This window comes from Janibacter sp. CX7 (genome assembly GCF_024362365.1).
Taxonomy (GTDB): domain Bacteria; phylum Actinomycetota; class Actinomycetes; order Actinomycetales; family Dermatophilaceae; genus Janibacter.
Map to the genome: position 1 here is coordinate 1 of NZ_CP101464.1, position 24,494 is coordinate 24,494.

The 24,494-nt window shown below is 70.8% G+C and carries 26 protein-coding genes and 2 tRNA genes; 24 read left to right on the forward strand and 4 right to left on the reverse strand.

Features of this window, described 5'->3' with window-relative positions; all coding sequences use genetic code 11:
* The 16 genes from dnaA (at position 1) to NMQ01_RS00080 (ending at position 15,619) form a co-directional block, all read left to right on the forward strand.
* Entirely contained in the window at positions 1-1,503 is a 1,503-nt protein-coding gene (gene dnaA / locus NMQ01_RS00005; RefSeq protein ID WP_255184859.1) for a chromosomal replication initiator protein DnaA, read from the forward strand.
* A gap of 754 nt (positions 1,504-2,257) precedes the next feature.
* On the forward strand, positions 2,258-3,391 hold the full coding sequence (gene dnaN / locus NMQ01_RS00010) for a DNA polymerase III subunit beta (RefSeq protein ID WP_255184860.1): 1,134 nt from the start codon (positions 2,258-2,260) through the stop codon (positions 3,389-3,391).
* A gap of 49 nt (positions 3,392-3,440) precedes the next feature.
* Positions 3,441-4,487 carry a phosphogluconate dehydrogenase (NAD(+)-dependent, decarboxylating) gene (gene gnd / locus NMQ01_RS00015; protein WP_255184861.1) on the forward strand — a complete coding sequence of 349 codons (1,047 nt, stop codon included), beginning with the start codon at positions 3,441-3,443 and terminating at the stop codon, positions 4,485-4,487.
* 1 nt (position 4,488) lies between these two features.
* Positions 4,489-5,694, forward strand: a complete 1,206-nt coding sequence (gene recF, locus NMQ01_RS00020; protein WP_255184862.1) for a DNA replication/repair protein RecF — start codon at positions 4,489-4,491, stop codon at positions 5,692-5,694.
* Positions 5,691-6,257 carry a DUF721 domain-containing protein gene (locus NMQ01_RS00025; RefSeq protein ID WP_255184863.1) on the forward strand — a complete coding sequence of 189 codons (567 nt, stop codon included), beginning with the start codon at positions 5,691-5,693 and terminating at the stop codon, positions 6,255-6,257. The genes recF and NMQ01_RS00025 overlap by 4 nt, the downstream gene beginning before the upstream one ends.
* Before the next feature lie 14 nt (positions 6,258-6,271).
* Complete coding sequence (locus tag NMQ01_RS00030; protein WP_255184864.1) at positions 6,272-6,826, forward strand: LURP-one-related/scramblase family protein; 555 nt, start codon at positions 6,272-6,274, stop codon at positions 6,824-6,826.
* Positions 6,827-6,954: 128 nt separating this feature from the next.
* Entirely contained in the window at positions 6,955-7,323 is a 369-nt protein-coding gene (locus tag NMQ01_RS00035) for a 2Fe-2S iron-sulfur cluster-binding protein (RefSeq protein ID WP_255184865.1), read from the forward strand.
* A gap of 2 nt (positions 7,324-7,325) precedes the next feature.
* On the forward strand, positions 7,326-7,955 hold the full coding sequence (locus tag NMQ01_RS00040; protein WP_255184866.1) for a hypothetical protein: 630 nt from the start codon (positions 7,326-7,328) through the stop codon (positions 7,953-7,955).
* Positions 7,952-8,812, forward strand: coding sequence for a hypothetical protein (locus tag NMQ01_RS00045; RefSeq protein ID WP_255184867.1), 861 nt, complete (start codon positions 7,952-7,954; stop codon positions 8,810-8,812). The genes NMQ01_RS00040 and NMQ01_RS00045 overlap by 4 nt, the downstream gene beginning before the upstream one ends.
* Before the next feature lies 1 nt (position 8,813).
* The gene (locus NMQ01_RS00050) at positions 8,814-9,698 is read left to right on the forward strand and encodes a hypothetical protein (RefSeq protein WP_255184868.1); all 885 of its coding nucleotides are present in this window, start codon (positions 8,814-8,816) and stop codon (positions 9,696-9,698) included.
* Between the two features lie 304 nt (positions 9,699-10,002).
* Positions 10,003-12,075, forward strand: a complete 2,073-nt coding sequence (gene gyrB / locus NMQ01_RS00055) for a DNA topoisomerase (ATP-hydrolyzing) subunit B (RefSeq protein ID WP_255184869.1) — start codon at positions 10,003-10,005, stop codon at positions 12,073-12,075.
* Between the two features lie 63 nt (positions 12,076-12,138).
* Positions 12,139-14,709 (forward strand): DNA gyrase subunit A, encoded by a 2,571-nt coding sequence (gene gyrA, locus NMQ01_RS00060; RefSeq protein WP_255184870.1) that lies wholly within the window; start codon positions 12,139-12,141, stop codon positions 14,707-14,709.
* A complete protein-coding gene (locus NMQ01_RS00065; RefSeq protein ID WP_255184871.1) occupies positions 14,706-15,176 on the forward strand; it encodes a DUF3566 domain-containing protein in 471 nt (156 codons plus the stop codon). Before gyrA ends, NMQ01_RS00065 begins: the two co-directional genes overlap by 4 nt.
* Before the next feature lie 86 nt (positions 15,177-15,262).
* Positions 15,263-15,339, forward strand: a tRNA-Ile gene (locus NMQ01_RS00070).
* 20 nt (positions 15,340-15,359) lie between these two features.
* Positions 15,360-15,533, forward strand: coding sequence for a hypothetical protein (locus NMQ01_RS00075; RefSeq protein ID WP_255184872.1), 174 nt, complete (start codon positions 15,360-15,362; stop codon positions 15,531-15,533).
* Between the two features lie 13 nt (positions 15,534-15,546).
* Positions 15,547-15,619, forward strand: a tRNA-Ala gene (locus NMQ01_RS00080).
* A 46-nt stretch (positions 15,620-15,665) separates the two neighbouring features.
* Here the strand turns inward: NMQ01_RS00080 and NMQ01_RS00085 are convergent.
* Positions 15,666-16,019, reverse strand: coding sequence for an MmcQ/YjbR family DNA-binding protein (locus NMQ01_RS00085; protein WP_255184873.1), 354 nt, complete (start codon positions 16,017-16,019; stop codon positions 15,666-15,668).
* 4 nt (positions 16,020-16,023) lie between these two features.
* A complete protein-coding gene (locus tag NMQ01_RS00090) occupies positions 16,024-16,551 on the reverse strand; it encodes a MarR family winged helix-turn-helix transcriptional regulator (protein WP_255184874.1) in 528 nt (175 codons plus the stop codon).
* 67 nt (positions 16,552-16,618) lie between these two features.
* Here NMQ01_RS00090 and NMQ01_RS00095 point away from each other — a divergent pair, with 67 nt between their 5' ends.
* The 4 genes from NMQ01_RS00095 to NMQ01_RS00110 all read left to right on the forward strand — a co-directional run bounded on the left by NMQ01_RS00095 (position 16,619) and on the right by NMQ01_RS00110 (position 19,657).
* On the forward strand, positions 16,619-18,073 hold the full coding sequence (locus NMQ01_RS00095) for an MFS transporter (protein ID WP_255184875.1): 1,455 nt from the start codon (positions 16,619-16,621) through the stop codon (positions 18,071-18,073).
* A 177-nt stretch (positions 18,074-18,250) separates the two neighbouring features.
* A complete protein-coding gene (locus tag NMQ01_RS00100; protein WP_255184876.1) occupies positions 18,251-18,751 on the forward strand; it encodes a hypothetical protein in 501 nt (166 codons plus the stop codon).
* Positions 18,752-18,827: 76 nt separating this feature from the next.
* The gene (locus NMQ01_RS00105; RefSeq protein ID WP_369694821.1) at positions 18,828-19,493 is read left to right on the forward strand and encodes an alpha/beta fold hydrolase; all 666 of its coding nucleotides are present in this window, start codon (positions 18,828-18,830) and stop codon (positions 19,491-19,493) included.
* Positions 19,451-19,657 carry an alpha/beta fold hydrolase gene (locus tag NMQ01_RS00110; protein WP_369694822.1) on the forward strand — a complete coding sequence of 69 codons (207 nt, stop codon included), beginning with the start codon at positions 19,451-19,453 and terminating at the stop codon, positions 19,655-19,657. The genes NMQ01_RS00105 and NMQ01_RS00110 overlap by 43 nt, the downstream gene beginning before the upstream one ends.
* Before the next feature lie 157 nt (positions 19,658-19,814).
* Here NMQ01_RS00110 and NMQ01_RS00115 read toward each other — a convergent pair whose 3' ends face one another.
* Positions 19,815-20,861 carry a hypothetical protein gene (locus NMQ01_RS00115; RefSeq protein WP_255184877.1) on the reverse strand — a complete coding sequence of 349 codons (1,047 nt, stop codon included), beginning with the start codon at positions 20,859-20,861 and terminating at the stop codon, positions 19,815-19,817.
* Between the two features lie 121 nt (positions 20,862-20,982).
* On the opposite strand from NMQ01_RS00115, the gene NMQ01_RS00120 reads away from it, so the two are divergent.
* Both NMQ01_RS00120 and NMQ01_RS00125 read left to right on the forward strand, forming a co-directional pair.
* Positions 20,983-21,504, forward strand: coding sequence for a peptidylprolyl isomerase (locus NMQ01_RS00120; RefSeq protein ID WP_255184878.1), 522 nt, complete (start codon positions 20,983-20,985; stop codon positions 21,502-21,504).
* A 4-nt stretch (positions 21,505-21,508) separates the two neighbouring features.
* Positions 21,509-22,429, forward strand: coding sequence for a rhomboid family intramembrane serine protease (locus NMQ01_RS00125; protein WP_255184879.1), 921 nt, complete (start codon positions 21,509-21,511; stop codon positions 22,427-22,429).
* Positions 22,430-22,566: 137 nt separating this feature from the next.
* On the opposite strand, the gene NMQ01_RS00130 is transcribed toward NMQ01_RS00125, so the two are convergent.
* Positions 22,567-22,926, reverse strand: coding sequence for a cell division protein CrgA (locus NMQ01_RS00130; RefSeq protein ID WP_255184880.1), 360 nt, complete (start codon positions 22,924-22,926; stop codon positions 22,567-22,569).
* An 81-nt stretch (positions 22,927-23,007) separates the two neighbouring features.
* Between NMQ01_RS00130 and NMQ01_RS00135 the strand changes: the two genes are divergently transcribed.
* Positions 23,008-23,805, forward strand: coding sequence for a DUF881 domain-containing protein (locus NMQ01_RS00135; protein WP_255184881.1), 798 nt, complete (start codon positions 23,008-23,010; stop codon positions 23,803-23,805).
* Positions 23,806-23,822: 17 nt separating this feature from the next.
* Entirely contained in the window at positions 23,823-24,479 is a 657-nt protein-coding gene (locus tag NMQ01_RS00140; RefSeq protein WP_255184882.1) for an aminodeoxychorismate/anthranilate synthase component II, read from the forward strand.
* Positions 24,480-24,494: the final 15 nt, after the last annotated feature.

The window sequence follows — 24,494 nt, forward strand, 5'->3', positions numbered from 1 at the left end:
GTGGCCGGAGGCGAGGTCGACTTCGGCGAGGTGTGGCGCACGACCCTCGACACCCTGGACGCCGACGGAGTCCCCGTCACCCGACGCGCCTTCCTGAGCATGGCCCGCCTCGTCGGCCTGCTCGACGACACCGCGCTCATCGCCGTCCCCGACGACTTCTCGAAGAACTTCGTCGAGCAGCGACTGCGCATGCACGTCACCCAGGCCCTCTCGGAGCAGCTCGGTCGCGAGGTCCGTCTGGCCGTGACCGTCGACCCCGATCTCGCCGACGGCGAGCCGCTGCCACCGACCCAGGGACTCGCCGGCGACGAGCCGGCCCTCCCTTCGAGCGAGGCGACGCAGCAGCCGACGCCCCAGGGACTGTCCTCGACGCTCCCCGTGGAGGGTCGTGACGACGGGCTCGTCGACGAGGACCCGGAGCCGGCGCCGGTGCGTGCCCGCCGTGGCCGGCCCGAGCCGGAGCAGGTCGAGCTGACCCGGCTCAACCCCAAGTACACCTTCGACACCTTCGTCATCGGCGCGAGCAACCGCTTCGCCAATGCCGCGGCCGTCGCGGTCGCCGAGGCCCCCGCCAAGGCCTACAACCCGCTCTTCATCTACGGGGAGTCCGGGCTGGGCAAGACCCACCTGCTCCACGCCATCGGCCACTACGCGCGCAGTCTCTACCCGCACGTCAAGGTGCGCTACGTGAACTCCGAGGAGTTCACCAACGACTTCATCAACAGCATCCGCGACGACAAGGCGGCCAACTTCCAGCGCCGCTACCGCGACGTCGACGTGCTGCTCATCGACGACATCCAGTTCCTCCAGGGCAAGATGCAGACGCAGGAGGAGTTCTTCCACACCTTCAACACGCTGCACAACGCCAACAAGCAGGTCGTCATCACCTCGGACGTCGCGCCGAAGCTGCTCTCCGGCTTCGAGGAGCGCATGCGCAGCCGCTTCGAGTGGGGTCTGCTCACCGACGTGCAGCCGCCGGACCTCGAGACCCGCATCGCGATCCTGCGCAAGAAGGCGATCCAGGAAAAGCTCTCCGTCCCTGCCGACGTGCTCGAGTTCATCGCCAGCCGGATCAGCACCAACATCCGTGAGCTCGAGGGCGCCCTCATCCGCGTCACGGCCTTCGCGAGCCTCAACCGCCAGGCCGTCGACATCGGCCTCGCGCAGATCGTGCTCAAGGACCTCATCCCCAACGAGCAGTCGAGTGAGATCTCGAGCGCGACGATCATGGCGCAGACGGCTGACTACTTCTCGCTGACGATCGAGGACCTGCAGAGCGCATCGCGCACGCGCAAGCTGACGACGGCCCGTCAGATCGCGATGTACCTGTGCCGCGAGCTGACCGAGATGTCGCTGCCGCGCATCGGCGAGCAGTTCGGCGGCCGCGACCACACGACGGTCATGCACGCCGAGCGCAAGATCCGTGAGCTCATGGGCGAGCGCCGCGCGATCTACAACCAGGTCACCGAGCTGACCAACCGGATCAAGCAGCAGGCCGGCTGACCCTCCCTTCGCCCTCCTCCCCCGCGATCGTCGTATATCACGCTATCTAGCGAAGAACACATATCGCCGGATATCCACGCATCGGGACGTTGTCCACAGGCTTCTCCCCACCTGTGTGTGCCCTCGCGACCACTCCGTGACCTACCCGCGGGTACCTGTCCGGGACCTCCGTCGTCCACAGATCCACAGGCTGTGGACACTCCTGTGGGTACCACCGGCTCCCGGTATGCCGGGCAACACGCCCGAGCTCGTCCACAGCCACCCGGTGCGTCGCCCACACCGAGCCCGCAGCGGGGAGCACCTCGCCCTTCCGACACCCGACGGGCACGCGACGTCCCCCGACAATTCACATTCGGACGGCCCGGGCTGCGGACGAGACTGTGGATGACGTGTGCACGCCCAGGACGGCCTTGGGATTCGCCGGCGTCGTCCACACCCACCCGCAGTGCGTCGACACTCTGTCCACGCCGTCGTCCACACCCGGATCCCGCGCCGTTGGCGGGCTGGAGGCGGTTGTCCACGATGTCCACACCGCCTAAGACAATGATGAGTCCTCTCTCCATCCATTCCCTCCCCCACGCATGGCTGCTGCCCTGCCTGTGGACTGCGAGGCGCGGGTGAATGACAAGAAGCGACCTCGGTTCCCAGGAGCGCCCTCGACCACGTAATGTCAGGAACCCATGCGCGGCTACGTGCGTGGGTCCGTGTCATTCCCATGACCTCGCGCTCGAGCGCGTCGAAGGGTAGGTCTGTCGTGAAGTTCCGCGTCGAGCGCGATGTGCTGGCCGAGGCGGTCACCTGGGTGGCCCGTGGCCTGCCGAACCGTCCGCCGGTTCCCGTCCTGGCCGGTGTCCTCGTCGAGGCCTCCGACGAGGGGACGATCACCCTCTCGACCTTCGACTACGAGGTCTCCGCGCGCATCACCGTGGCCGCCGAGGTGGCCGAGGCGGGCACGGTGCTCGTCCTGGGCCGGCTGCTCGCCGACATCTCGCGCAACCTGCCCGGCAAGCCGGTCGACGTCGCGACCGAGGGCTCGAAGGTCCAGGTCACCTGCGGCAGCTCGCGCTTCGCCCTGCTGCAGATGCCGGCCGACGAGTACCCGACGCTGCCGACCTCCCCCGAGGGCAGCGGCAGCATCGATGGCACGCTCTTCACCCAGGCCGTGCAGCAGGTCCAGATCGCCGCCGACCGTGGCGACACGCTGCCGATCCTCACCGGCGTGCGCGTCGAGATCGAGGGCGAGCGGGTGACGCTGCTGGCGACCGACCGCTACCGCCTCGCGATGCGCGAGCTGACGTGGAGCCCGAACTCCTCCGATGCCAGCCACGTCGCGCTCATCCCCGCCCGCACCCTGTCGGACACCGCCAAGGCCCTCGGCGCCTCCGGGTCGGTCGAGGTCTCCCTCGGCGCGGCCGCCGGCGGCTCGGGCCTCGTCGGCTTCGAGGCCGGTCAGCGGCACACGACGAGCCGCCTCCTCGACGGCGAGTACCCCAAGGTCTCGAAGATCTTCCCCACCGCGAGCGAGACCGAGGCGGTCGTCGACACCGAGGTGCTCACCGAGGCCGTCAAGCGCGTCGCCCTGGTCACCGAGCGCAACACCCCGGTGCGGCTGCGCTTCACCGACGGCCAGGTGACCATCGAGGCCGGTGCCGGTGACGACGCCCAGGCGTCCGAGGCCGTCGAGGCCAAGGTCGACGGTCCGGACATCGAGGTCGCCTTCAACCCCGGCTACCTCCTCGACGGGCTCGGCGTGCTCGGCACGACCTTCACCCGCCTGTCCTTCACCGCTCCCCTGAAGCCGGCGATGATCACCGGCCAGGACAGCCAGGAGGGCGAGATCGACACCACCTACCGCTACGTCCTGCAGCCGGTGCGCCTCGCCGGCTGAACCCCCCTTCGCCCCGGTCGTGGGGTGACCCCGTCAGGAAGGCACTGTCATGCAGCTCGGTCTCATCGGCCTCGGCAAGATGGGTGGCAACATGCGCGAGCGGGTCCGCCGCGCCGGCCACGAGGTCGTCGGCTACGACACCAACCCCGAGGTCTCCGACGTCGAGAGCGTGCAGGCGATGGTCGACGCGCTCGCCGCGCCGCGGGTCGTGTGGGTCATGGTGCCGGCGGGTGAGATCACCCGCACGGTCATCGCCGACCTCGCCGATCGCCTCGAGCCCGGTGACCTCGTCGTCGACGGTGGCAATTCGCGCTTCAGCGACGACCAGCCCAATGCCGACCTGCTCGGCGCGAAGGGGGTCGGGTACCTCGACTGCGGCGTCTCCGGTGGCATCTGGGGCCTGGACAACGGCTACGGCCTCATGGTCGGCGGCGACGCGCAGCACGTCGAGCAGGCGATGCCGATCTTCGACGCGCTGCGGCCGGAGGGCCCCCGCGACGAGGGCTTCGTCCACGCCGGCGACGTCGGCGCAGGGCACTACGTGAAGATGGTCCACAACGGCATCGAGTACGGCCTGATGCACGCCTATGCCGAGGGCTACGAGCTGCTCGAGAAGAAGGACATCGTCACCGACGTGCCGGGCGCCTTCAAGGCGTGGAGCCGCGGCACGGTCGTGCGCTCCTGGCTGCTCGACCTCATGGTCAAGGCCCTCGAGGAGAACCCGACGCTCGAGGACGTCAGCGACTACACCGCCGACTCCGGCGAGGGCCGCTGGACCGTCGAGGAGGGCATCGCCAACTCCGTGCCGATGCCGGTCATCTCCGCCTCGCTCTTCGCGCGCTTCGCCTCCCGGCAGCAGACGAGCCCGACGATGCAGGCCGTCGCCGCGCTGCGCGGGCAGTTCGGCGGGCACCAGGTCATGACCGTCGCCGAGGGCGATGACCTGCGAGCCGAGGCAGCGAAGGGCGTGGCCTCCCCCGCGGCGAGCCACGCCCAGGAGGAGAAGAAGATCGAGCGGCCGACCTCGCCGGGCCGGGCACCCGAGGGCGACGCCGCAGAGGCCGGCCCGACGAGCGGGTCGGGCTCGACCGAGTGACGTGTACGTCCGCCACCTGAGCATCGGCGACTTCCGCAGCTATCCGACCGCCGAGCTGGCGCTCGAGCCGGGGGTGACGACCCTCGTCGGGCTCAACGGCCAGGGCAAGACCAACCTCGTCGAGGCGATCGGCTACGTCGCCTCGCTCTCGAGCCACCGGGTTGCGACCGACCAGCCGCTCGTGCGCTTCGGCGCCGACCGGGCGATCGTCCGCTGCGCCGTCGTGCGCGACGAGCGGGAGAGCCTCGTCGAGCTCGAGATCACCCCGGGTCGGGCCAACCGCGCGAAGCTCAACCGCTCCGCGCTCACCCGTACCCGCGACGTGCTCGGCACCCTGCGCACGGTGCTCTTCGCCCCCGAGGACCTCGCCCTCATCAAGGGCGACCCCGGTGAGCGACGCCGCTTCCTCGACGACCTGCTCGTCCAGCGGCAGCCGCGCTGGTCGGGGGTGCGCTCCGACTACGACAAGATCCTCAAGCAGCGCGGGGCCCTGCTGAAGTCCGCCGCCACCCTCCTCGGCGGCCGGCGAGGTCGGGGCCGGCGCAGCGCGGCGGCACCGGAGGGCGTCGACCCGAAGGCCGCCGCGGAGGACGCCGTGCGCACCCTCGACATCTGGGACGAGCACCTCGCGACGGTCGGCAGCCAGCTGCTCTACGCCCGGTTGCGGCTGCTGCGAGACCTCGTGCCCCACCTGCAGGAGGCCTACCGCGAGGTCAGTGCGAACCAGTCGGAGGCGACGGCGGTCTACCGCAGCTCGCTCCACGACGAGGCGGCCGAGGCGATCGCCGGCGGCGCGGTGCCGGAGCCTGACGAGCTGCGTCAGATGCTCCTCGACACGTTGGCGCAGCGGCGCGACCAGGAGATCGAGCGTGGGGTCAACCTCGTGGGCCCGCACCGCGACGACCTCGTGCTGGGCCTGGGGCCGATGCCGGCGAAGGGCTATGCCTCGCACGGCGAGTCGTGGTCCTTCGCGCTCGGGCTGCGCCTGGCGGCCTACCACCTGCTGCGCCACGACCTCGGTGACGACCCGGTCCTCGTCCTCGACGACGTCTTCGCGGAGCTCGACAGCGGCCGCCGGGAGCGGCTCGCGGCGATGATCGCCGACTGCGAGCAGGTGCTCATCACCGCGGCGGTGCCCGAGGACGTGCCGGAGTCGATGTCCGGACGCCGCTACTCCGTCACGCTCGGCGAGGTGTCCGGCCCATGAGCGAAGGGGAGGTCCCGCCCCCTTCGTCGGGAGATGGCGGGGACGAGCCACAGCCCTCCACGGCGCCGGCCGAGGAGGAGCAGGACGCGGCGGCCGCCGCCCTGGCCCGCGCCCGAGCGGTCGCGGCGACGAAGGGGCTGCGCCCCGGCATGAAGCCGCGGCCCAAGCGGAAGTGGCAGCCCCGCGGCGTGCTCGCCGGCACCGGTCGCGACCCGATGACCGTCGGCGAGCAGGTGGAGCGGCTCGTCGGCGACCGCGGGTGGCAGGTCGACGTCGCCGCCGGCTCGGTCATGGGGCGATGGCCGGAGATCGTCGGCCGGCAGGTGGCCGAGCACTGCGAGCCGGTGACCTTCGAGGCGGGGGTGCTCTCGGTGCGGGCCGACTCGACGGCCTGGGCGACGCAGATCCGGCTGCTGTCGAGCTCGCTGCTCGGAAGCATCGCCGAGGCCGTCGGTCCCGATGTCGTGCACGAGCTGCGGGTCCACGGGCCGAGCGCCCCGTCGTGGTCGCGGGGGCCGCGGCGCACGAGTGACGGTCGGGGGCCGCGCGACACCTACGGGTAGCGCACACTGGGCACATGGGGATCCTGCAGACCGACGCGCTGGTGCTCGACCAGGTGCGCTCCTTCATGAGCAACGACTTCGGTATCCACGACCTCGCCGGTGCGCCGATCGGGCGCATCGTCACCGAGGGTGGCATGGGCTCGCGGCTGCTCATGGGCAACCGCCAGCTGGCGATCGTCGACACCGACGGGACCCTGCTCGTGCGGGTCGTCGACCCGCCGGGCATCGGCCTCGACCGCTACGAGGTGCACGACGCGCAGGGCCAGGTCATCGCGCGGGTGGTCAAGGAGTTCACCTTCTTCAAGAAGGCACTGCGCATCGAGCTCGCGACCGGCCCGCAGCTGCGGCTCGAGGGCTCGATGTGGGACCGGGAGTTCCAGGTGACCGGCCCCGGCGGCCTGGCCGCGACCGCGAGCCGCCACTGGCCGGGCGTCGCGCAGGCCTTCCTCGGCAGGGAGCGCTACGTCCTCGGCTTCGTCCCGCAGGTGCCCGTGCCGGAAAAGCTCGGCACCATCGGTGCCGTCATCGCGCTCGACCTGATCCGGGCCAAGGAGCGCAACAACGGCTGACGTGGGGACCACCCTTCGCCCGCGGCCAGCGTTCCGCGAAGGGGAACGCCCGCTCCCTTCGTCCGTGGCGTCGACCACAGTGTGTGGACCGGGTCGCCGACGACCCGGTGACCACGAAGGAGTGCCCGATGGCGACGATCATCGTGCAGCCGTCGGGCACGCAGATCCACGTCGAGCCCGGTGACACGCTGCTCGCCGGCCTGCAGAAGGCCGGCTATGCCTACACGGTGGGTTGCCGCCGTGGGGGCTGCGGCATCTGCAAGGTGGACGTCGTCGACGGAGAGTTCTCCTACAACCGACCCGTGGCCGACACGGTCATCACCGACGAGGAGCGTGGCGACGGCACCTGCCTGAGCTGCCGTGCCGTCGCCGAGTGTGACCTCGTCATCGAGATGCGCGACGCATCCCTGCGTCTCGTCAACCCCTTGCTCGGCACGATCAACGCGGCGCGCTGCGACCGCGAACGGTCTGCCGGGACCCCACCGGAGGAGCAGTAGACATGGGCATCATGCGAATGGGCTACGCCCACGTGCGTGTCACCGACATGACCGAGGCGAAGAACCACTACGCCTCGACCCTGGGTCTGTACGAGACCCTCGAGGACACCTCCCCGGAGGGCAACAAGCGTGTCTTCTACAAGGGCTGGGACGAGTGGGACCACCACTCGGTCGTCCTCGAGGAGGGGGGCGTCGGCGTCGTCAAGTACGGCTGGAAGGTCGAGCACGAGGCCGACATCGACGACGTCGAGGCCAAGGCCAGGGCCTTCGGCCTGACCGTCGAGCGCATGTCGAAGGGGGACAACCCGGAGATCGGCGACGGCATTCGCTTCGTCACGCCGAGCGAGCACGTCTTCGAGGTCTACCACCAGGCGACCTCGATCGGTACCGAGGTCGGGACGCACAACCCCGACCCCTTGCCGCGAGGGCGGCAACTTCAGCCGCGAGTTCTTCACCGAGCCCAAGGCCGTCGTCATGCAGATCGACCGCACCGTCGAGGGCGCCTCCTGACAGCCCGAAGGGGGGTCCACGTCACCTCGTCGATTGGCGGACCCCCCGGGTTGTTATGGCATCGTGAGATGTCGCTCTTGATCCAGAGGGCGGCCCTATGCCTTCGAGGAGAGCAACCATGAGCGGACCGGAGAACCCGCGAGGCGGCGACGCCTTCGACGACTTCTTCGGCGACCCGACGCCGTCCGGTCGGATGGGTCCGTTGCCCACCGAGCCCGGCGTGTCCCCCTCCGCCGAGGACCAGCCGACGCAGGACGTCGATCTCGCCCGCCGCACCGAGCAGCCCACCCAGGCCGCGCAGCCGCTGCCGGCCATCGAGCCGGAGCCGACGCCGCAGGGCGCCGTGCCCGAGGACTGGTGGGACCCCGAGCCGGTCACCACCCCCTCCGCCCCCGCGGCCGCCGCCGGCGGCACCTGGCAGACCGTCCCGGCCCAGCAGCCGAGCCCCTACCACGACGAGCCCCGGCGCTCGGGCCGCAGCACCTCCCCGCTCGGCCTCGTCGCCCTCCTCGTCGGCGGCGTGCTCCTCGGCGGCCTGTGCGTCGGCGGCACCGTCATGGCGATGGGTGGTGGCGACGACGAGCCGACCGCGCAGACGACGGTCACCCAGACCTCCTCCCCCGACACGACCCAGCCGTCGTCGACCTCGAGCGAGGAGTCGAGCACCACGAGCTCGACGAAGCCGAAGACCAAGAGCTCGACGAAGGCCAAGCCCACCCGCTCCAACGTCGCCCCTGCCGGCGTCAAGCAGTGCGCCGGGCCCTCCGGTGGCGCCGCGGCCGGTGCGGGCTCGACGGTGACGAGCTGCGAGTTCGCCATCGCCGTGCGCGATGCCTACCTCGCGGCCGCTCCCGACGGCGGCAAGGCGACGGTGCGGGTCACCAGCCCGGTGACCGACAAGGCCTACACGATGCGCTGCACCGGCGCGGCCGTCACCCGCTGCACCGGTGGCAACGACGCCGTCGTCGTCATCTACTGACGTGACCCGTCGCCTCCCGGCGGTCGCGCTCGTGGGTGCCGCGGTGCTCGCGATGCCCGCCTGCGCCGGCGGCACGGCCCCGGCCGACCCCACCTCGTCGGCGACGCGGAGCAGCAGCAGCACGCACCCGGCCGCGCACCGGACCACGGCCACCCGCCCGGCGTCGACGTCGGGCGAGCGGGCCCTCGACCGGGCGGTCGACGAGGTCGCCGCGGCCCACCCCGACGCGCAGCTGGCGCTCGCCCACGCACCCGTCGGCGGCGGCCGGGTGCACGAGCACGGTGATGACCGGGACCTCGTCGCCTGGTCGACGATCAAGGTCCCGCTGGCGCTCGCGGTCATCCGCTCGGAGCAGGGTGAGTCCGCCACCACGGACATCGACGCCGCCCTCACCGCCTCCGACAACGACGCGGCCGAGTCCCTGTGGGAGCGTCTCGGCTCCGGCCAGGCGGCCGCCTCCGCCGTCGAGACCCAGCTCGCGCGCGGCGGCGACAGCCGCACCCGGGTCCCGCCCGAGGTCACCGTGGCGGGTTACTCCCCCTTCGGCCAGGCGCACTGGCGACTGCGTGACCAGACCCGCTTCGCCTCGCAGCTGCCCTGCCTCGCCGGCTCCGACACGGTGACCGAGGCGATGGGCCGGGTCGTCGATGGCCAGCGCTGGGGCCTGGGCACGGTCGACGGTGCCCGCTACAAGGGCGGCTGGGGCTCCACGCCCGAGGGCTACGTCGTGCGCCAGCTCGGCGTCGTTCCCGGGGCGAAGGGGGACGTCGCCGTCGCGCTGCAGGTGCGCACGGGCACCCACGAGCAGGGCACGGCGATCGCCGACGAGCTCGCGGACGCCTTCGCCGACCACCTCCGCCGCCTGCCCTCCGGCCGCTGCCCCTGACCCCGCCCCTGGCCCCGCTCCCCCAACTCCGCAAAACCCTAGGGTCTTGCGAAGTTCGACCCCGACAACCCTGCAAGACCCTAGGGTCTTGCGACGTTCGGGAGGGGCGCTGAGAGCGCCCGGGGGGCCGGTGCGCGTACCGGGAGTCGCGCGGCGGCCCGACCGGCGACGAGAGACGCCGCCACGGGCGCCGCAGATGCGTCGTCGGGGCCGGTCGCGAGGTAGGATCGGGGGGTTGAGGCCGCGGTGCCAGCCCCCACGGGGCGAGCCCGCGGCGACCCATGCACCGCCCTCGAGGAGCACCGTGGCAGACGAGCAGTCTCCCCAGACCCAGCCGACGACGCCGGACACCGGCTCTCCCGAGTACGACGCGAGTGCCATCACCGTCCTCGAGGGTCTCGAGGCGGTCCGCAAGCGGCCCGGCATGTACATCGGTTCGACCGGTGAGCGCGGCCTGCACCACCTCGTCTGGGAGATCGTCGACAACTCCGTCGACGAGGCGATGGCCGGCTACGCCGACACCATCGACGTCACCCTCATGGAGGACGGCGCGGTCCGGGTCAAGGACAACGGCCGCGGCATCCCCACCGACATCCACGAGGCCGAGGGCGTCTCCGCCGTCGAGCTCGTGCTCACCCAGCTGCACGCCGGCGGCAAGTTCGGCGGCGGCGGCTACAAGGTCTCCGGTGGCCTCCACGGCGTCGGCTCCTCCGTGGTCAACGCCCTGTCGACCCGCCTCGACGTCTGCGTGCGGCAGAAGGGCCACGCCCACCGCATGTCCTTCGAGGGCGGGGTGCCGACCGGCCCCCTTCGCCAGGAGGAGGAGACCGACGCGACCGGCACGACGATCACCTTCTGGGCCAGCCCCGAGATCTTCGAGACGACGACCTACGACTACGAGACGATCCGGGCCCGCTTCCAGCAGATGGCCTTCCTCAACAAGGGCCTGACGATCAACCTCGTCGACGAGCGCGTCGAGGAGCCCACCGAGGAGGAGCAGGCCGAGGACCTCGACCACGTCGACGACGACATCACCGACGTCGTCGACTCCGAGGAGGGGGCGCCGAAGAAGGCGCGCAAGGTCTCCTACCGCTACGACAACGGCATCGTCGACTACGTCACCCACCTCGTCGGGTCCAAGAAGGCCGAGCCGGTCACCCAGGAGATCATCGCGATCGAGACCGAGGACACCGCCCGCGAGCTCTCCCTCGAGCTGGCGATGCAGTGGACGACGGCCTACAGCGAGTCGGTCCACACCTATGCCAACGCGATCAACACGCACGAGGGCGGCACCCACGAGGAGGGCTTCCGTGCGGCGCTGACGAAGCTCATCAACGACTTCGCCCGCAAGCAGGGGCTGCTCAAGGACAAGGACGACAATCTCACCGGTGACGACATCCGCGAGGGTCTGACGGCCGTCGTCTCGGTCAAGCTGGGCGAGCCGCAGTTCGAGGGCCAGACGAAGACCAAGCTCGGCAACTCCGAGGTCAAGGGCTTCGTCCAGCGGGCGATGACCGACGAGTTCGGCCACTGGCTCGAGGCCCACCCCAACGACGGCAAGGACATCGTCCGCAAGGCCGTGCAGGCCGCCGCGGCCCGGATGGCCGCCCGCAAGGCGCGTGAGGCGACCCGCCGCAAGGGTCTGCTCGAGTCCGGCGGGCTGCCGGGCAAGCTCTCCGACTGCCAGAGCAAGGACCCGACGGTCTCCGAGGTCTTCATCGTCGAGGGTGACTCCGCCGGCGGCTCGGCCAAGGCGGGCCGCAACCCCGAGAACCAGGCGATCCTGCCGATCCGCGGCAAGATCCTCAACGTCGAGAAGGCCCGGATCGACAAGATCCTCGCCAACAACGAGGTCCAGGCCCTGATCTCCGCCTTCGGCACGGGCATCGGCGAGGACTTCGACCTGAGCAAGGCGCGCTACCACAAGATCGTGCTCATGGCCGATGCCGACGTCGACGGCATGCACATCCGCACCCTGCTGCTCACGCTCCTCTTCCGCTTCATGAAGCCGCTCATCGAGGCCGGCTACGTCTACCTCGCCCAGCCGCCGCTCTACCGGCTCAAGTGGTCCAACCACGACCACGAGTTCGCCTTCAGCGACCGCGAGCGCGACGCGATGATCGCCGAGGGCCAGTCGAAGGGCTGGCGCCTGCCCAAGGACAACCCCGTCCAGCGCTACAAGGGTCTGGGCGAGATGAACTACCAGGAGCTGTGGGAGACGACGATGGACCCCGACACCCGGGTCCTGCTCCAGGTGACGCTCGACGACGCCGCCGCGGCCGACGAGATCTTCGCCGTCCTCATGGGCGAGGACGTCGAGTCCCGCCGCAGCTTCATCCAGAAGAACGCACGCGACGTGCGCTTCCTCGACATCTGACGCGACCACGCGCCGAGCCAGCCTTCGCCCCCCTTCGGCACGACCCCGAGGTGACCTGACCACATGACCGACACCCCCACCACGCCCGAGACCGACCGGACCGAGCCGGTCGACCTCAACGCGGAGATGCAGCGCAGCTACATCGAGTACGCGATGAGCGTCATCGTCTCCCGCGCGCTGCCTGACGTGCGCGACGGCCTCAAGCCGGTGCACCGCCGCATCGTCTACGCCATGTACGACGGCGGCTACCGCCCTGACCGCGGCTACAACAAGTGCTCGCGCGTCGTCGGCGACGTCATGGGTCAGTACCACCCGCACGGTGACTCCGCGATCTACGACGCGATGGTCCGCCTCGTGCAGCCGTGGTCGCTGCGCTACCCGCTGATCGACGGCCAGGGCAACTTCGGCTCCGCCGGCAACGACGGTGCCGCCGCCCCGCGGTACACCGAGTGCAAGATGGCGCCGCTGTCGATGGAGCTGGTGCGCGACATCGACCAGGAGACGGTCGACTTCGTCCCCAACTACGACGGCAAGACGCTGCAGCCCGACGTGCTGCCGGCGCGCTTCCCCAACCTGCTCGCCAACGGCTCCGCCGGCATCGCCGTCGGGATGGCCACGCAGATTCCGCCGCACAACCTGCGCGAGGTCGCCGACGCCGCCCAGTGGATGCTCGAGCACCCCGAGGCCCCCCGCGAGGAGGCGCTCGAGGCGGTCATGGGCCTGATCAAGGGCCCCGACTTCCCCACCGGCGCGCTCATCATGGGCAACCGTGGCATCGACGAGGCCTACCGCACCGGCCGCGGCTCGATCATCATGCGGGCCGTCGTCGAGGTCGAGGAGATCCAGGGCCGCACCTGCCTCGTCGTCACCGAGCTGCCCTACCAGGTCAACCCCGACGCGCTCGCCCAGAAGATCGCGGAGATGACCAAGGAGGGTCGCCTGTCGGGCATCGCCGACATCCGCGACGAGTCCTCCGGCCGCACCGGCCAGCGCCTCGTCATCGTGCTCAAGCGCGATGCGGTGGCCAAGGTCGTGCTCAACAACCTCTACAAGCACACCCAGCTGCAGACGACCTTCGGCGCCAACATGCTCGCCCTCGTCGACGGCGTGCCGCGGACCCTGCCGATCTCGGCCTTCATCCGCTACTGGGTCGAGCACCAGATCGACGTCATCGTGCGCCGCACCGAGTACCGGCTGCGCAAGGACGAGGCCGCGATCCACATCCTGCGCGGCTATCTCAAGGCCCTCGACATGCTCGACGAGGTCATCGCGCTCATCCGCCGCTCCCCGACGGTCGACGAGGCCCGCGAAGGGCTGATCGAGCTGCTCGACATCGACGAGCTGCAGGCGATGGCGATCCTCAACCTCCAGCTGCGCCGCCTGGCGGCCCTGGAGCGGCAGAAGATCATCGACGAGCACGACGAGATCGAAGCCCGGATCGTCGACTACAAGGACATCCTCGCCCGCCCGGAGCGGCAGCGGCAGATCGTCTCCGACGAGCTCGCCGAGATCGTCGACCGCTACGGCGACGACCGACGCACGCGGATCCTGCCCTACGACGGCGACGTCGCGATGGAGGACCTCATCCCGCAGGAGGACGTCGTCGTGACGATCACCCGCGGTGGCTACGCCAAGCGCACCCGGGTCGACGAGTACCGCGCCCAGAAGCGCGGCGGCAAGGGCGTGCGCGGGGCCTCCCTGCGCGGCGAGGACGTCGTGCGCAACTTCTTCACGACGACCTCGCACCACTGGCTGCTCTTCTTCACCAACCTCGGCCGGGTCTACCGGGTCAAGGCCTACGAGTTGCCCGAGGCGGCGCGCGACGGCAAGGGCCAGCACGTGGCCAACCTGCTCGCCTTCCAGCCCGACGAGCAGATCGCCGCGGTCTACGCGATCGAGGACTACGAGGCGGCCCCCTACCTCGTGCTCGCGACGAAGCGCGGCCTGGTGAAGAAGACCCGCCTGACCGAGTACGACTCCCCCCGCAGCGGCGGCCTCATCGCGATCAAGCTGCGCGAGGACGACGAGCTCATCGGCGTCGGCCTCGTCGGGCCGGAGGACGACCTGCTGCTCGTCTCGCGCAATGCGCAGTCGGTGCGCTTCCACGCCAGCGACGACATCATCCGACCGATGGGCCGCTCGACGAGCGGTGTCACCGGCATGAAGTTCCGCGGCGACGACTCGCTGCTGGCGCTCAACGTCATCGAGGACGGCACCGACCCCGACGTCTTCGTCGTCTTCGAGAACGGCGTCGCCAAGCGGACCGCGGCCTCCCAGTGGACGGCCAAGGGTCGCGCCGGACTGGGCGTCACGGCCGCCAACTCCGGCAAGGGCGGCCAGCTCGTCGGGGCGCTCGTCGTCGACGAGACCGACGAGGTCATGGTCGTGATGGAGAAGGGCAACATCGTCCGGTCGGCCGTCTCGGAGGTCAACCGCACGAGCCGCAACACCATGGGCGTCAGCTTCGCGACGCCGCGCAAGGGTGACTCGATCGTCGCCGTTGCCCGCAACGTCGACCGTGGCGAAGAAACGGATGCCGAGGGTGACGATGTAGCGTCGGACCCTGACGCACCCGTCGAGGACTCGGCGGGGACCGCCCAGCAGGGGGATGCCCCCGGAGGTGACCAGGAGTGAGCACGACAGGAGACACCACGGCCGTCCGCACGGCCGCGGGGCCGTCCCAGGCGACCCGACGCACCGCGTCGGCCGGAGCCTCACGACCTGCGCCGCGAGGTGGCCGCCGGGTCAAGCTCATGGTCTCGCGGGTCGACCCCTTCTCCGTGATGAAGGTCGGCTTCCTCGTCTCGGTGGCCATGGGCATCGCCTTGGTCGTCATGACCGGCGTCATGTGGGCCCTGCTGTCCGCGATGGGCGTCTTCGACTCGATCAACGAGCTCGCCGGCCAGATCATCGGTGACGGCTCGGGCGAGACCTTCGACGTCATGGACTTCCTCGGCTTCGGCCGCGTGCTGTCCCTGTCGATCGTCATCGCGGTCATCGACGTCTTCCTCCTGACGGCCGTCGCCACCCTCGGTGCCTTCCTCTACAACATCGTCGCCAGCCTCGTCGGCGGCGTGCACATGACGCTGACCGACGACTGATCCGCGCACCGACCGCCGTTTTGGTGTCGGCGGGAAGTGTGGGGTAATCTCGGGCGTCGCGCCACGGAGAGATCCACGGCGCACACGGGCCCATAGCTCAGGCGGTTAGAGCGCTTCGCTGATAACGAAGAGGTCGGAGGTTCAAGTCCTCCTGGGCCCACCACTGACGGTGAGGAGATCTCCATGAAGAAGGTCCTCGTACTCGTCGCGGCAGCAGCCGGTGCGGTGTACGCCCGGCGCAAGGTCGAGCTGCATCGTTCTGACAAGGACCTGCACGCGGCCACCAGCCGGATGTCCCGCACTCCCCAGCCTGCTGAGGGCGGCGTCTGGGCCGCGGCCACCGACCGTCCCACCTGATCCACCAGCCCTCGGGGGCGTGGCGCAATTGGTAGCGCATCTGCTTTGCAAGCAGAGGGTTGTCGGTTCGAGTCCGATCGCCTCCACCGAGAGCGAAGGGGGGTGCACCGCTTGGCGGTGCACCCCCCTTCGTCATGCCTGGGGTCGGTACTTCCTCGGCAGCTTGGCCACGATCGCCTCGTAGGAGTCGTCGACGGCCTCGAGCAGCTCGTCCAGAGGGATCGCGCCGCCGATCATCAGCGTGTTCCAGCCGTTGCGGCCGATGTAGGCCATGACCGCGGCGTCGGCGGGGTAGCGGGCGAGCCACTCGTCGGCCTCCTCGCGGGTGCTGCCCGCCTTGACACCCACGCCGCTCTCCCCGAGGAAGGCGAAGATCTTGCCCCGCTCGCCGGGGCCGACCTTGGCGACGAGGTCGCCCTCCCAGGGCTCGTCGGGCCAGGCGCCCGGCAGGCACAGGGCGTGCTCACGGATGGCGTCGGCGCTCATGGGGTCAGCGTGGCAGGTCTCGAGGCTCGCTGGCGCTCGCACCGCGACCAGCGGGGCCGGCGGGGGCCTGCGAGCAGTCGCCGATGGCGGTGGCGAAGGCCTCGAGGTGCTCGAGGAAGCGCTCCTGCTCGGCCGCCGGCACGGCGGCGATGCCGTGGCCGTAGACCCGCAGCAGGCGCTCCATGTCGGCGAGGAAGCGGTCGCGGCCCTGTTCGCTCATGGTGATGACATAGGTCGGCGAGTCCTGCGGGCGGGAGCGCTCGACGACCCCGGACTCGAGGGCCGCGTGGACCTGCCGGTTGACCGTCGACTGCTCGAGGTCGAGCTCCTCGGCGATCTGGCGAAGGGAGCGCGGCTGCCCGTCGCGCAGCAGCCAGAGCAGGCGCCCCTCGGCGACCTTGAGCTGCTGGGTCACCTCGACGTGGCGCCGTGCCCGCTCCCACCTGGCCGAGACCTTGATCGCCGTCCAGGCGGGGCCGTCGGTGGGCGTGAGCGAGGTCTCCGCGAAACCGGCTTGGGCTGTCGACTCCATGATGTGTAGAGTACACATCGCCTTCTTGTGTAGGTTACATACCCCCTCGGGACAAGGACCCCTCCTCATGTCAGCTTCGTCGCCGGCCGTCGCGCCCGCGCCGTCCCGCTTCTCACCGGTCGTCGTCATCGTCGTCCTGTGCCTCGGCAGCTTCAGCGGCGCGCTCATGCAGTCGCTCGTAATCCCGATCCAGGCCGAGCTGCCCAAGCTGCTCGGGACCGACGCAGGTTCTGCCTCCTGGGCCGTCACCGCGACCCTGCTGGCCGCTGCTGTGACCATGCCGGTCACCGGGCGCCTGGCCGACATGTTCGGCAAGAAGAAGGTCATGGTCGCCTCCGCCGCGCTCCTCGCGGTCGGCTCGGCGGTCGCTGCCCTCGGTGACACGCTGACGCCCTTCCTCGTCGGGCGCGTCCTGCAGGGCATGGCCATGGGCTACATCCCGGTCGCGATCAGCATGGTCCGCGAGGTCGCGCCGGTCGACAAGCGTGCCGGGGCCGTCGCCGCGGTCAGCGCCACGATGGGTGTCGGTGGCGCCATCGGCCTGCCGCTCGCCGCCTGGATCGCCCAGGACTTCTCCTGGCACGGCCTCTTCTGGTTTTCCTCCGGCCTCGCGCTCGTCGTCCTGGGCGCCACGCTCGTCGTCGTCCCCCACGTGCACGACGCGCACCCGGCCCACCTCGACGTCGTCGGCATCATCGGCCTCGCCGTCGGTCTCTGCTCCGCCCTCATCGGCATCAGCAAGGGCTCGGAGTGGGGCTGGGACTCCGGCCGCACCGTGGGCAGCATCGCGGGTGGCGTCGTGGTCCTCCTCGCGTGGGGCTGGTACGAGCTGCGCCATCGCGACCCGCTCGTCGACCTGCGCACGACCGCGCGCCGCCCGGTCCTCTTCACCAACCTCGCGGCCGTGCTCATCGGCTTCGGCATGATGGCCCAGGCCATCGTCGTGCCCCAGCTGCTCGAGATGCCCGAGGCCACCGGCTACGGCCTCGGCCAGACGATCCTCGAGGCCGGCCTGTGGATGGCGCCCGGCGGTCTGATGATGCTCGTCTTCGCGCCGGTCTCCAGCCGGATGATCACGACCCTCGGCGCGCGCATCACCCTCGCCGTCGGTGCGACCGTCGTCGGCCTGGGCTACCTCGTCGCACTCTTCCTCATGAGCGCCCCCTGGCAGCTCATGGTCGCCAGCCTCGTCGCCAGTGCGGGCGTGGGCATCGGCTACGCCGCGATGCCCACCCTCATCCTCGACAACGTCCCCGAGGCCGAGGCCGGCTCCAGCGTCGGGGTCAACGGCCTCATGCGCTCGGTCGGCACGACGATCGCCGGCGCGGTCATGGCGGCGATCCTCACCAGCCGCACGATCACCCTCGGCGGCCACGTCATCCCCGACGAGTCGGCCTTCAAGGTCTGCTTCGTCGTCGGTGCCGGGGCGGCGCTCGCGGGCGCCCTCGTCTGCCTGCTCATCCCGCGCCACCGGGCCCGGGCGGCCACCACCGAGCCGGAGCCGGTGGCGAGCGGGGTCTGATCTCGAGACGCTCGTCCCTCGCTCCTCGATCAGCGGGGGGATAGACGCTCTGTCCTCGCTCCCCGATCAGCGGGCGGCCTGGGGCCGGGGTCCGGATGCAACCGGACCCCGGCCCCACGCGTCTGCTCAGGTGGACGCGGCCCAACCGTGACCGCGCCGGTGATCAAAGGGGACACCATGCGTACGACCACACACCTGCTGGGCGCGGCCGCGGCCGTAGCTCTCATCGCCGGGACCGCGAGCGCGGCACCCGCAGCCACCCGCGCTGGGGGAGGGATCTTCTGGGCCGCACCGACCTGCGAGGTCGCGGTGCACAATGCCTCGGACGACCCCGTCGACGTCCTGCTCATGACGGACCAGAACCTCCACTCGGGGGTCGTCCTGCGCGACAACCAGCCACCGCTCGCCCTCTACGACGGCCTCTACGAGAAGTCGATGCTCCTCGGTCGCGTCGCCAAGATGCCCGACCCGCCGGAGTCGGGAACGGTCCAGGTGCCAGCGGGCGCAACCGCGTCCTTCGCGACCGGGTGCACCTCGGAGCAGATGCAGGGCCTGGGGCCCACCGTCATCGCGAGCGACCCGGAGTCGGGTGAGTTCCTGCGCCTGTGGAGCAACACCTACTGGCCGGGTCACACCCACGACAGCACGGGCAACGTGCTGCTCACCTACGGCGGCTGACGCAGGACGAAGGGGGGTGTTCCGCACAGCGGAGCACCCCCCTTCGACATGGCGTCGACGGGCCTACGGTGCCGACATGACCGATGTGCAGACCGCAAATCCCGAAATCGCCGCCACCATCGACGTCGGCGGCATCGCCACCAACTACCACGACGTCGGCGAGGGCGATCCCGTCCTGCTCATCCACGGCTCCGGTCCCGGCGTGAGTGCCTGGGCCAACTGGCGCGGCGTGCTGCCGACCCTGTCGCAGCAGCACCGGGTCATCGCCCCCGACGTACTCGGCTTCGGGTACACCGAGCGGCCGGAGGGCGTCACCTATGACATGGCGACGTGGACCGAGCACCTCGTCGGGCTGCTCGACGCACTCGGCCTGGAGCGGGTCGCGGTCGTCGGCAACAGCTTCGGCGGGGCGCTCGCGCTCAACATCGCGACGCACCACCCCGAGCGGGTCGACAAGCTCGTCCTCATGGGCGCGGCGGGTGTGCCCTTCGAGATCACCGAGGGCCTGGACAAGGTGTGGGGCTTCGAGCCGTCGCTGCCCAACATGATCGAGCTCATGGACGTCTTCGCGTACGACAAGTCGCTGCTCACCGAGGACCTGGCCCAGCTGCGGCTCGACGCGGCGACTCGGCCGGGGTCCACGAGGCCTTCAGCGCGATGTTCCCCGCCCCGCGGCAGCGTTGGGTCGAGGCGTTGGCCGTGCCCGACGCCGACATCCGCGCTCTCACGCAGCCCGCGCTGATCCTCCACGGCCGCGACGACGAGGTGATCCCACTGAGCACCTCGATGCGACTGCACGAGCTCATCGACGACTCGCAGCTGCACGTCTTCGGCCGGTGCGGTCACTGGGTGCAGATCGAGCACGCGGAGGGCTTCGCGCGGCTCGTCGGGGACTTCCTGGCCTGACGTCCCCTCGCGACGGGCGCGGGGCGCCCTCCTCAGGGATCGTCTGGCATGACGAAGGCGCCGTCCTGAGGTCGCGCACCGACCGTCACGAAGGGGGGTCGGTTCCGCTGGTGCGGAACCGACCCCCCTTCGTGCTCAGGGACCGTGGGTCAGTGGGTCAGGCCTTGCGGTCCTCGTCGACCGGCAGGTCGCCACCGAGGTTGTGCGGCGTGACGTCGCTGCCCTCGGAGGTCTCCGTCGTCGACGGGACGGCCGAGTTGTCTGCCCAGTCGCGCGCGGAGCTCCACGCGTCGGTGCCCTCGACCTCGGCCTCGTCCTGGGCGCGAGCCTCGGGGGTGTCCTCGACCGGGGCGGCCGGGGCGGCCAGCGGGTCCTCGTCGATCGCGGCCGGGGCGGCCAGCGGGTCGGTCGTGGTCGGGGCGTCCGGGGTGTCGGCAGCCTCGCTCACGGCGGGGGCCGCGGCAGCGCCGGCACCGGCGGCGGCACCCGTGGTGGCCGGGGTGGCGAGCGTCGAGGCGCGACCCGAGGCCGGGGCCTTGTAGGGGTCGCCGGCCGGCACGGCCCACGGGTCCTTCTTCGGGCCCTGCTTCTGCTTCGCGACGACGGCCGCGATGCCACCGGCGACGAGGGCGAGGAGCAGGAGCTTGAGGCCGCGACGCTTCTTGCGCGGCTTCTCCCCCTTCGCGGCGGCGAGGGCCAGCTGCGGGTCACGCTCGTCACGCAGCGCGGCGACGACCTCGGGAGCGCGGACGGCGGCCTCGTCGGCGGCCTTGCGGCCCGCGACGGCGCCGGCGGCAGCCAGGCCGCTCGCGGTCTGGACGACCTTGGGCAGCACCTCGTCGACGAGGGTGTCGCGCACGTCCTGCACGTCCTTGCCGGCCTGATCGCCCTTCTTGCGGGCCTGCTTCTGGGCCGAGCGGACCTGCTTGCGCGCCCGCTTGCGGCCCTTCTTGGCATCCTTGGCGGCCTGCTTCTTGGCCTCCTCGGCCTGCTCCTTGAGGTCGGCGGCCCTGCTCGCGGCACCCTCGCGGGTCGCGGCGGCCTGCTCCGAGGCGGCGGCCTTGAGCTCCTGGGCCCGCTCGCTGCCGTGCTCGGTGTGCTCGGCGACCTTGTCGATGATCTCGTGCACCTTGAGCGATGCTGCCTCGGCGGTCTCGTGGGCCTTGACTCGCCCGTCCTCGACCTTGCTGTTCTTCTGGAACACACTTCCTCCTGCGCCGATGGGGTACTCCCCCATCCTGCACCGGATCGTCGGCCGATGAAACCGATAGGGGCGAGGGGCCCGCCACGTCCTCCCTTCGCCCGCGGTCGTTAGCATGGACGCCATGAAGGCGATCCTGCACACCAACCACGGCGACATCTCCATCGAGCTGTTCCCCAACCAGGCCCCCAAGACCGTCGACAACTTCGTCGGCCTCGCCACGGGCGAGAAGGAGTACCAGGACGACGCGGGTCGCACCAACCCGACGAAGTTCTACGACGGCCTCGACTTCCACCGGGTCATCTCCGGCTTCATGATCCAGGGCGGCTGCCCGCTGGGTCAGGGCGTCGGCGGCCCCGGCTACACCTTCGACGACGAGATCCACCCCGACCTGACCTTCTCCAAGCCCTACCTGCTCGCCATGGCCAACGCCGGCAAGCAGATGGGCCGCGGGACCAACGGCTCGCAGTTCTTCATCACCGTCGGCGAGACCCCGTGGCTCAACGGCAAGCACACGATCTTCGGCGAGGTGGCCGACGGCCCGAGCCGCGAGGTCGTCGACAAGATCGCCGGCGTCCAGACCGGCGCGATGGACAAGCCGGTCGAGCCGGTGACCATCGAGTCCGTCGAGATCGTCCAGGACTGATCTCGTGTCGCTGCCGCCGTCCGGCTGGGGCGGATCGTCCACGGACGGCGGCACCGGCGCCTCCCCGGAGGCGCCGACGTGCCCCCGGCACCCCGACCAGATCTCCTACATCCGCTGCCAGCGGTGCCACCGACCGGTGTGCCCGCAGTGCCAGCGCAGCGCGGCCGTCGGCGTCCAGTGCGTCGACTGCGTCCGTGAGGGCTCGAAGGGGGAGCGCCCCCAGCGCACCGTCTTCGGCGGGCGCGCCACGACCGGCACCGACCGCCCCTGGCTGACGATCTCGATCATCGCCGTCTGCGTCGTCGTGTGGATCGGCGAGCTGCTCTCGCCCCGGGTCTTCAGCGAGGTGGCCTTCGCCCCCGCCCTCGGCACGAGCGAGCCGTGGCGGCTGCTGACCTCGGCCTTCGCCCACAGCCCCAACCAGCCGATGCACATCCTCTTCAACATGCTCGCGCTGTGGCTCGTCGGCGGCTACCTCGAGCGGATGCTCGGCTGGGCCCGCTATCTCGCGATCTACCTCGTCACCGCGCTCGCCGGCTCGGTGACCTGGCTGCTCTTCCAGCCGGTCAACCCGGCCGACCCCAATGCCTATGTGCCGATCGTCGGGGCCTCCGGCGCCGTCTTCGGCCTCTTCGCGGCGGTCATCGTGCTCAACCGTCACCTCGGCCGCGACAGCTCGTCGATGATCGCGACGATCGCGATCAACGCCGTCATCGGCTTCCTCGTCCCCAACGTCGCCTGGCAGGCCCATCTCGGCGGGCTCGTCGCCGGCGCGCTCCTCGCGGCGGTCATCGCCCTCTCCCGCAGCCGCCGTCAGCCCGGCCTCGCCTGGGTGGGGATCGTCGCCGTCCTCGCGGTCGTCGTCGTGCTGGGCGTCGCGCGCTATGCCCTCTCCCCGACCGGCTTCGAGGCCCCCTTCGGCTGATCCGGCCCTGTGGACAGGCGAGTTACACGCGTGTCATTTGTCCCCAGATGTGAAAAAGCCTGTGGACAACTCGAGTTGTCCACAGGCTCTGTGGGGAATCGTCCCCACCGGTGGGTGGGCGCAGCCGCCCGGCCGGCTCAGCGCCAGCGTGTCGTCATCGCGAAGCCGGCGAGGATGAAGGCGAAGCCCGCACCGAGGTTCCACCGGCCCCAGGACTCCACGGGGTACTGCTCCTGGGTGATGTAGAAGGTCACGACCCACACGAGGCCGATGAGCATGAGGCCGAGCATGACGGGGACGAACCAGCTGGGGTTGCCCACCCGCTGCGCCTTGACCTTGTGCCGCGAGCCGCTGCGCGTCTCGGCCTCGGCCGCCGCCGCGCGCTTGCTCGGGTCGCCGGAGCGCGAGGCGCTCTTGGCGGACTTCTTCGCGGTCGTCTCGGCCGACGAGGTGGCCTCGTCGGTCGTCTCCTGCGCGTCGTCGGCGGGCTTCGCCACTGGGTGCTCCTCGGGTCTGCGGACGTCGTGGCCTAGCGTAGATGCCGAGCACCGCACGACCGACCGAAGGGGGGTGCCTCCGTGCCGGACCTGGACCCGGCCCACGCCGCAGCGGCACTGCGCTCGCGCGTGCGCACCTGGCTGACCCACCGACCGAGCCGGTGGTCGGCACTCGTGCCCGTCATCGCCATGGCCGCCGGCCTGCTCTTCGCGACGTCGAGCACGACCGCCCGCGGCACCGACCTGCGCAGCGAGGCGACCGACCTGCCCGACGTCATCCGTGAGCGCACCATCGACAACGAGCGCTCTGCCTCCCGCGTGCGGTCGCTGCGCACCGAGGTCGACGACCTCACCAAGCAGGCCGCCCCCGGCAGCTCCCGGCTGCGGTCCATCGACAAGCAGAGCCGGGCCAGCGCCCGCACGGCCGGCACCACGGCCGTCGAGGGCCCGTCGGTGACCGTCACCCTCGACGACGCGCACCTCAAGGCGAGCGAGGTCCCCGAGGGCTTCACCGTCGACGACGTCGTCGTCCACCAGCAGGACGTGCAGGGCGTGGTCAACGCCCTGTGGCGCGGTGGGGCCGAGGCGATGCAGATCATGGACCAGCGGGTCGTCTCGACGAGCGCGGTGCGCTGCGTCGGCAACACGCTCATCCTCCAGGGGCGGGTCTACTCGCCGCCCTTCACGATCACCGCGATCGGCGACCCGGAGGACCTGCGCTCGGAGCTCGACAGCGACCCCTCGGTGAGCATCTACAAGCAGTACGTCGACGCGGTCGGCCTGGGCTACGAGGTCCAGCAGTCCGACGAGACCGAGCTGCCCCCCTTCGACGGGCGTACGACCCTGGAGCACGCCCGCCCGCTGACGTCGGCGCGGTGAGGGCCCATACTGTGCCAGTGAGCCGCATCCTCGTCGTCGACAACTACGACAGCTTCGTCTTCACCATCGTCGGGTACCTCCAGCAGCTGGGTGCCGAGACGACGGTCGTGCGCAACGACGCCGTCTCGCCGGCCGACGGGGCCGACTTCGACGGCGTGCTCATCTCGCCCGGGCCGGGCACTCCCGAGGAGGCCGGCGTCTCGACCGCGATGATCGAGGCCTGTGCCGAGCGGGCCCAGCCGATGCTCGGCGTCTGCCTCGGCCACCAGGCCCTCGGGATCGTGCTCGGCGCGACCGTCGGCCGGGCCCCCGAGCTGCTCCACGGCAAGACGAGCCGGGTGCTGCACGACCAGACCGGCGTCCTCGCCGGCCTCGCCTCGCCCTTCACCGCGACGCGCTACCACTCGCTGACGATCGACCCGGCGACCGTGCCCGACACCCTCGTGCCCAACGGGCACACCGAGTCCGGCGTCATCATGGCCGCCCACCACCGCGACCTGCCGCTGCACGGCGTGCAGTTCCACCCCGAGTCCGTCCTCACCGAGGGCGGCCACCGGATCCTCGCCAACTGGCTGGAGATGACCGGTGACACGGGTGCCGTCGCGCGCAGCGCCGGCATGTCGCCCCTCGTGCGCGACGTCGAGGGCGTGGCCCGGGCCGTCGCCGCCGGCTGACGGGCGAAGGGGGGA

Coding starts and splice junctions, on each gene's coding strand:
- NMQ01_RS00030 (WP_255184864.1), top strand. CDS start 6,272: ATGGGGATCCTGCAGACCGACGCGCTGGTGCTCGACCAGGTGCGCTCC.
- NMQ01_RS00045 (WP_255184867.1), top strand. CDS start 7,952: ATGAGCGGACCGGAGAACCCGCGAGGCGGCGACGCCTTCGACGACTTC.
- NMQ01_RS00120 (WP_255184878.1), top strand. CDS start 20,983: ATGAAGGCGATCCTGCACACCAACCACGGCGACATCTCCATCGAGCTG.
- NMQ01_RS00075 (WP_255184872.1), top strand. CDS start 15,360: ATGAAGAAGGTCCTCGTACTCGTCGCGGCAGCAGCCGGTGCGGTGTAC.
- NMQ01_RS00090 (WP_255184874.1), bottom strand. CDS start 16,551: ATGGAGTCGACAGCCCAAGCCGGTTTCGCGGAGACCTCGCTCACGCCC.
- NMQ01_RS00025 (WP_255184863.1), top strand. CDS start 5,691: ATGAGCGAAGGGGAGGTCCCGCCCCCTTCGTCGGGAGATGGCGGGGAC.
- NMQ01_RS00035 (WP_255184865.1), top strand. CDS start 6,955: ATGGCGACGATCATCGTGCAGCCGTCGGGCACGCAGATCCACGTCGAG.
- gyrA (WP_255184870.1), top strand. CDS start 12,139: ATGACCGACACCCCCACCACGCCCGAGACCGACCGGACCGAGCCGGTC.
- NMQ01_RS00085 (WP_255184873.1), bottom strand. CDS start 16,019: ATGAGCGCCGACGCCATCCGTGAGCACGCCCTGTGCCTGCCGGGCGCC.
- NMQ01_RS00105 (WP_369694821.1), top strand. CDS start 18,828: ATGACCGATGTGCAGACCGCAAATCCCGAAATCGCCGCCACCATCGAC.
- NMQ01_RS00100 (WP_255184876.1), top strand. CDS start 18,251: ATGCGTACGACCACACACCTGCTGGGCGCGGCCGCGGCCGTAGCTCTC.
- NMQ01_RS00040 (WP_255184866.1), top strand. CDS start 7,326: ATGGGCATCATGCGAATGGGCTACGCCCACGTGCGTGTCACCGACATG.
- NMQ01_RS00095 (WP_255184875.1), top strand. CDS start 16,619: ATGTCAGCTTCGTCGCCGGCCGTCGCGCCCGCGCCGTCCCGCTTCTCA.
- gnd (WP_255184861.1), top strand. CDS start 3,441: ATGCAGCTCGGTCTCATCGGCCTCGGCAAGATGGGTGGCAACATGCGC.